Raw genomic sequence first — 6,618 nt, 5'->3', positions numbered from 1 at the left:
TCTTGTTCAGTTCTCATTTTAAATGTGGTCATACTATGGTTTCCCTGTTCAGCTTAATGTGGTCACAGAATTACTCTGTTCGGTAAGCATAGCAAGTCTTGATTGAGGAAATAACAACTAACTGCGGTCAGTTTAAGCTGGGGAGGTATGGATGTCTGCAATAAGTTTATTTTTTGAAAACCTTTTACAGAATATGAAAAAATTATTTTTCTAATTTATCGCGCTTTTTATGGATAATTTATCTCGCGCGGCATTATTGATGACAAACATTTTCGCTGGGTATTTGAAGATCTTAAACTCATTGCTTAAAAGTGCGGTGAAATTCACCGCACTTTTTAACTTTAATCTTTGTAATCCTCTTTGTTTAAATCGTATTTCTTCATACGTAAATATAATTTTTTGCGAGGAATTTGCAGATATTCCGCCGCATCATTAATTCTCCCTTGAAAACGGTTTAACACATCAGTAATCACTGTTTTCTCATATTCGTCAATCCGTTCATCCAATGATAACTCGTCTTGATTTTCAGGGATAAAATGGAGATTATCGTTTTGCACCGTCACACCAACTGCATATAATTCCGCCGTATGAATCAGCTGGCTAATATTGCCTAACCACTGTTGGGATAACAATTGTTTTAAGAAAGTATCGGTTACAGCCGGTTTTTTCTTTTTCAGTTTTTGACAAGTTAAGGTTAAATAATGGCGAAATAGCGGCTCAATATCTGAAGGTCTTTGTGCCAATGGAATACTCTCAATTTGAGTAAGAGCAAAAGCATAAAACAATTCAGGTAATAACCCATATTCAGATAACAGTTGCTGAGCCGAATATTGACTAATGGCAATTATACGACTTTGCTGATTCTGTTGAATAAACTGCGCCAACAGCTTCTGTGCTGACTTAGTTAGATATTCAATATTTTTTAAAATAATGACCGCACTTTTTAGATGAGGTAACTGACTTTGTAAGGTTTCGCTGTCTTCTTGATCCAACAATTCAATATAATATTTTTGTTCAAAACGCGTCTTTGCCAATTTATACAGATAATTCGCGGCTAAAGTTCTCCCCGTACCAATTTCGCCAAAAATAAAAATTGGTAAATTGGTTTCTGATAGTTGTTGTAGATGTTTACGCAGAGATTTAATCCAATGGCTTTGCCCAATAAAGTGCGTTTCTAGCTCACTTTGTTGCCATAGTTTAGTGGCAAGTTGAGTTTGTCTTTGTTCACAGGCTTGTACCACTTGCTGTAAGAGTTGCTCAGGTCGTACAGGCTTCTCAATAAAATAAAAAGCGCCCTTTTGCATAGCTTCAATTGCCATTGGGACGTCACCATGCCCTGTAATCAAAATAACGGGCAGCTGTTTATCTTTGGCATGAATTTGTTCGAGTAATTGCCAGCCCGACATTTGTGGCATATAAATATCACTGACGACAATGCCTTGCCAATCTTCGCTAATCTGTTCTAAGGCGGTAATGGGATTGTTGACTGCAATGGTGCGGTAGCCTTCCAGTTCTAACAATGATTGATAGGCTTGCAATACATCTTGATCATCATCAATTAATAAAACGGAGTAGTTATGACTCATATTCTGTTCCTAATAAATGTGGCTCATCAGCTGGAAACTCTAAAATAATCACCGCACTTTTATGCAAACTTGAAGCAATATAGAGATTGCCATTAAATTGCTGCATAATGCGCTGACAAATCGTTAATCCCAGCCCTAAACCGACTTCTTTGTTACTATAGAAAGGTTGTAATAATTTATCCGCACTTTCAAGCAGCCAGCCCTCACCGTTATCTTCAATACAAGCATAAATTTTATGGTTACGTGAATAGAGTTGAATCTGAATATGCGCTTGTGTTTTGCAGGCTTCCAGTGCATTACTCAATAAATTGACAAAAATCTGCTCTAATAAAATGGCATTACCTTTCACAACACTTTCGCCTTCAACGGAGAGCTGTGCCTGCATGGGTTGATGACGTAGCTCTAATAACTGCCATGCTGCATCAATCGTCTGTGTGAGTGGAACCGGCTGTAATGGCTCTTGTAAGGTATGGCGCTTAGTAAATTGGCGCAATCCTTTCACAATATGCGCAATCCGCTCTACCAGTTTGTTGATATTTTCGGCATAGGTTTCCGCTTGTGATAGATTTCCCGTTTGCAGGCTTTTCTTTAAACTGAATAAATAAATTGTCATCGCATTCAATGGTTGATTGATTTCATGAGCTAAATTGGTCATTGTTTGTCCAACCACCGCTATTTTCGCCGTTTGAATCAACTCATTTTGGGTATCTTGAAGATCTTGTTTGATGATACGTCGTTCCTTAATCATGTCCGTATGATGTTTCAATAATCGATTAATTTCCGCAATCTCATCATTCCCTAAAACTTGAATTGGCAATTCTTCTTTACCTTTATTGAGCAATTTCACCGATTCAATTAAATTTTCAAATCGTTTAGTCAAATGCCCTCGTAAATAGAAACGATTGAAAGCCCAAATAAAAATCAATGAGATAAGTAAAGTTGCGACAATAATAAAACCACTAATCTCTGTTTGCCGCTTCATATTCTGGTTAAGTGCGGTCAAATTTTCATTGGTTTTAAACAGAATACCTTCCGTAAGATTCCGCATAGAGCGCAAAATATTCACTTTTTGCCGGCTAATCTCTGTTGCTGTTTGTTGAAATTGATGAATATTGGCGACCAATTCATCTAAATCCTGATGAGGTGCAATCATATTCGCTAACATTTCCACCATTTGTTGCAAAGTAACAATACTTGCGTTGTTAGTTTGTAATGGTTCACTGTGCTGTAAACTCACAACCAGTTCTTTCAGGGTTTGATATTTCAATAGAATGTCTTGCTGATCGAGTGCATATAAAAATTGAGCGATCTCCGTTTTAATATTATCTTCCGTATTCTTTAGCTGCGCGATAGCTTGCAATTCATTTTGCAAATTAAAGATGCCGGAACTGGAGTGAGAACTAGAAACGGGTTGTTTCGCTAAATTAATTTGCTGCCAATTTAGCTCCTGTCCTAACGCAACGATTTCGTTATTAAAATCATCATGCAACCATTGCAACTTAGTCACTAGTTCTTGCTTTTTTTGTTCAATATGAAAACTTTGGTTTAAATACGAATAAATCTTTACAATTAACGACTTTAACTCTGCGATATTACCTAAAATCACGCCTTCATCATGAATATCATCGGACAACATCAAAGCATCCTGCTCTATTTGCTCTAATTGTCCATTTAACTGTTTGAGCATTGTTTGGCGATTCATATTATTTTTTACCGCTGCAAAGCGCTCTAATTCATTCACAAAAGCGGCAACATTATCTTCCAACTTCAGAGCAAGATGCGTTTTTGGAAAATAATCATCTAAAATATAATTCACTTGTTTATGTTGCTGATACCAAGACAAAAGGCTCACGATACCCAAAATCATACTTAACATCAGACTCATTGCAAAGGCTTGTTTTAACACCTGTGTAATGTTTTTTTTCTTCATTTTATTATCCCAATTGAATGCGCTCACCTTATTCTTCTTCAAGCGTCAACAAAACTTTATTAATCTGTCCTTGGAAAAATTCTGCCCATTTTCTTTCTTGCACTAAGGCAAAAGCTCTATTGTTTTTAAACTGCGTTAAAAAGTTTTTGTCATTGGCTTCGGCTTCACTCAATGGCATAGCTGTCAACTCGGTACGAAGTGCGGTTAGTTTTTTGCCTATTTTCTTCTCTTTTTCATTCAGTGCATACCAAGCTTCTTTGAGTTGTGCCAAACGAAAGGTAATTGCCACATCAAATAACTTTTTCACCAAATATTCTCTTGCAAGCAGACGATCGTAATCCAACAATGGTTCATTCAATAACTTTTGTTGTTCCACATATAGTGAATCCTGAGCATCTAATGAATTAAGTGGATATTTGGCAAAGTTACGGGCAGCGACTACTTTCTGCCCTCGTTCAGATAATAAAAAGGCAATAAATGCCATAGCATCTTCTGCATGCTCACTACTCCGATGAATTGCTACAAACGTGGGAGAAGCAATAGAATGAGGGAAATAGACAAATTCCACATCAGAATGTGCAGATTGATTAAGCGCATAAGTATCAATACTCATTCCCGCTACCGCTAAACCTGCTCTTACTTTATCAGCCACATTAAAACTACGAGATGAAATCAAAGAGAAATTTCGAGATAAGGTCAAAAAGTCAGTCCATCCCTGCGTCCAGCCTCGTTGTTGCAACAACATTTCCAACATAATATGATTTGAACCCGAACGTGAAGGAGAGCTCATTAACACACTATTAAAATAATCAGGATCTAATAAGCTGTCCCAGTCTGTTGGGATAGGTAAATGACGTTCCGTCAGTAACTTTTTATTGTAAAAAATACCGTAACCAGAAAATGCTACAGCGGTGGTAGTTTGTCTTAATTGGGGCGGAACCCATTTGTCATGCTGCTGTAAATGATCTGGTAGAGAAAGTAGTACCTGTTGCTGTTGCAACTGTTGAAATAAAAATGGTGATGAACTCAACACTAAATCTACATTCTCTATATTTGGTTGAGTTAACAAACGTTCTAATGAACTAACTGTACGGTTAATTAAACGGATATGTTGCTCCGGATAAATTTCTTTCCATTCATTTTGAATATAATTCATTGTTTCCGGAGAGAAAGAAGTTGCGATGACTAAACTTTTTGCCTGAGCCTGAAGTGCTAGCAATAGCCCCAATAAACTACCGAAATAGCTGATAAATTTTTTCATTGTTCCATCCATTTTTGTGATTTAGATCACAAAATTAAAAAATTTTTTTTCATTCATATTTTGCCAAATAGGCAAGTTTTATCTCAATTTCCACCCATCATATCCATACACAATTAATGACTGTTATTTTGAGTTGCTTTTGACACATAAAATTCATTAAAAATGTCAATTTTGACTTAAATTTCAATGTATTGCCTTTTGCTTTAGACATATTAGCATAGCGCTAGATTTCTTTAACTAGAAATAAAAATTCCTTATTTTTTATTCTTACAGGTATTACATTATGATTTCATTCTTAGCCTCAAAACCTGGTAAACCCGTACCAGAAGCAGAACAATTAGAGCGTTATAACCGTTTAAGATGGCATGCACTTTTCGGCATATTTATTGGCTATGCTGCATACTACATTTTGCGTAATAACTTCTTACTTTCTTCGCCTGAACTTATCAGTGAGTTTGGTTTCACTAAAAAAGACATTGGTTTTATTTCCGGAACAATGTTGGTTGTATATGGCTTAAGTAAAGGCTTTATGTCTGCTTTTGCCGATAAATCAAACCCAAAACATTTTATGATTTTCGGTTTAATGATGTCTGCAGTGGTTAACCTTATGATGGGTTTTAGTGTATCATTCTGGGCATTCTTATTCCTTTGTATTCTAAATGGTATCTTCCAAGGAATGGGCGCTGGCCCTGCTTATGTGGTGTTAGCAAGCTGGTTCCCACGCAAATCTCGCGGTGTAACTACAGCGATATTCAATATTTCCCATAATGTAGGTGGTGGTTTAGTCGCACCAATCGCTGGAGCGAGTATCGCATGGCTTGGCACAGAACATTGGCAAGCAGCACACTTTATTGCACCGGTTGTATTAGCGACTATCGTTGCAATCTTAGTTTATGTGGTGGGTAAAGGACGTACTTATAATGAAGGTTTACCACCAACAAGCAAAATCTTAGGTACAGAACAAGAAGAGCTAATTGTTACTAAAGAAGAAAATGTGAGCTTAACTACATGGGAAATTTTCCGTGACTATATTGTGAAAGATATCAATGTTTGGTTCGTATCATTTATCGATGTGTTTACTTATATGATCCGTTTCGGCGTATTAACTTGGTTACCGCTTTACTTATTAGAAACCAAAGGTTTCTCAAAAGGTCAAATGGCAACCGCATTTGCTATCTTTGAATGGGCGGCAATTCCTTCAACCTTATTAGCAGGTTGGTTAACAGATACTTATTTCAAAGGTCGTCGTATGCCGCTTGCGATCATCACATTAGTCGGTGTAGGTGCAGCAATGTTTGCTTACTGGGGTGGACAAGACTTATTAACCGTAACTATTGGTGCAGGCATCATTGGCTGTTTAATCTATGTACCAATGTTCTTATCATCATTACAAACTATTGAATTAGTTCCCTCATTTGCAGCTGGTTCTGCAACAGGCTTACGTGGTTTACTCAGTTATATTTTAGGGAGTTTCTCAGGTACTGCATTATTCGGAATCTTAGCTGAACGCTTTGGTTGGGATGCTGGTTTCTACCTCTTATTATTCGCAGTATGTGGTTGTATTTTCTGCTGTTATATGACCCATTTAGGTGTATTACGTTTAGAAAAGAAAAAATTAGTACAAGCAGCAAATCATTAATATCAAGTAAAAGTGTGGTAAAATTTACCGCACTTTTTTGTTTATCAAAAAGCTGATAAACCTCCTCATCCTTATGCTCTAAATAATGTATAGATTGAATAAAGTGTTGCCAATGTACAGCCATTAATTATTCATTTACGGCACAATTGCGAAAATTTTGCAAAAAATTAACCGCTTATTTATGCTAAAATCCTCTCAAATT

Annotated in this window: 4 protein-coding genes; 1 reads left to right on the top strand and 3 read right to left on the bottom strand. The window is 36.6% G+C overall.

Annotated elements, in window-relative coordinates; translation table 11 throughout:
• Window positions 1–341: 341 nt before the first annotated feature.
• From C228_RS0111065 to C228_RS0111055, 3 genes are read right to left on the bottom strand one after another with little or no spacing between them, the layout of a single operon-like run.
• Window positions 342–1,586: a sigma-54-dependent transcriptional regulator gene (locus C228_RS0111065; RefSeq protein WP_018652684.1), complete on the bottom strand. Its 1,245-nt coding sequence runs from the start codon at window positions 1,584–1,586 to the stop codon at window positions 342–344.
• Window positions 1,576–3,516 carry an ATP-binding protein gene (locus tag C228_RS0111060; protein WP_026313287.1) on the bottom strand — a complete coding sequence of 647 codons (1,941 nt, stop codon included), beginning with the start codon at window positions 3,514–3,516 and terminating at the stop codon, window positions 1,576–1,578. The genes C228_RS0111065 and C228_RS0111060 overlap by 11 nt, the downstream gene beginning before the upstream one ends.
• Before the next feature lie 28 nt (window positions 3,517–3,544).
• Window positions 3,545–4,777, bottom strand: coding sequence for an ABC transporter substrate-binding protein (locus tag C228_RS0111055; protein WP_018652682.1), 1,233 nt, complete (start codon window positions 4,775–4,777; stop codon window positions 3,545–3,547).
• 283 nt (window positions 4,778–5,060) lie between these two features.
• Here C228_RS0111055 and C228_RS0111050 point away from each other — a divergent pair, with 283 nt between their 5' ends.
• The gene (locus C228_RS0111050; RefSeq protein ID WP_018652681.1) at window positions 5,061–6,416 is read left to right on the top strand and encodes an MFS transporter; all 1,356 of its coding nucleotides are present in this window, start codon (window positions 5,061–5,063) and stop codon (window positions 6,414–6,416) included.
• Window positions 6,417–6,618: the final 202 nt, after the last annotated feature.

It is taken from the genome of Actinobacillus capsulatus DSM 19761, assembly GCF_000374285.1.
Lineage (GTDB): Bacteria > Pseudomonadota > Gammaproteobacteria > Enterobacterales > Pasteurellaceae > Actinobacillus > Actinobacillus capsulatus.
Note: the sequence above shows the minus strand (reverse complement) of the source record. Positions and strands in the feature narration are given on the sequence as shown.

Excerpts from the sequence above, each read along its gene's own strand:
- C228_RS0111060 (WP_026313287.1), bottom strand. The coding sequence starts at position 3,516 with ATGAAGAAAAAAAACATTACACAGGTGTTAAAACAAGCCTTTGCAATG.
- C228_RS0111055 (WP_018652682.1), bottom strand. The coding sequence starts at position 4,777 with ATGAAAAAATTTATCAGCTATTTCGGTAGTTTATTGGGGCTATTGCTA.
- C228_RS0111065 (WP_018652684.1), bottom strand. The coding sequence starts at position 1,586 with ATGAGTCATAACTACTCCGTTTTATTAATTGATGATGATCAAGATGTA.
- C228_RS0111050 (WP_018652681.1), top strand. The coding sequence starts at position 5,061 with ATGATTTCATTCTTAGCCTCAAAACCTGGTAAACCCGTACCAGAAGCA.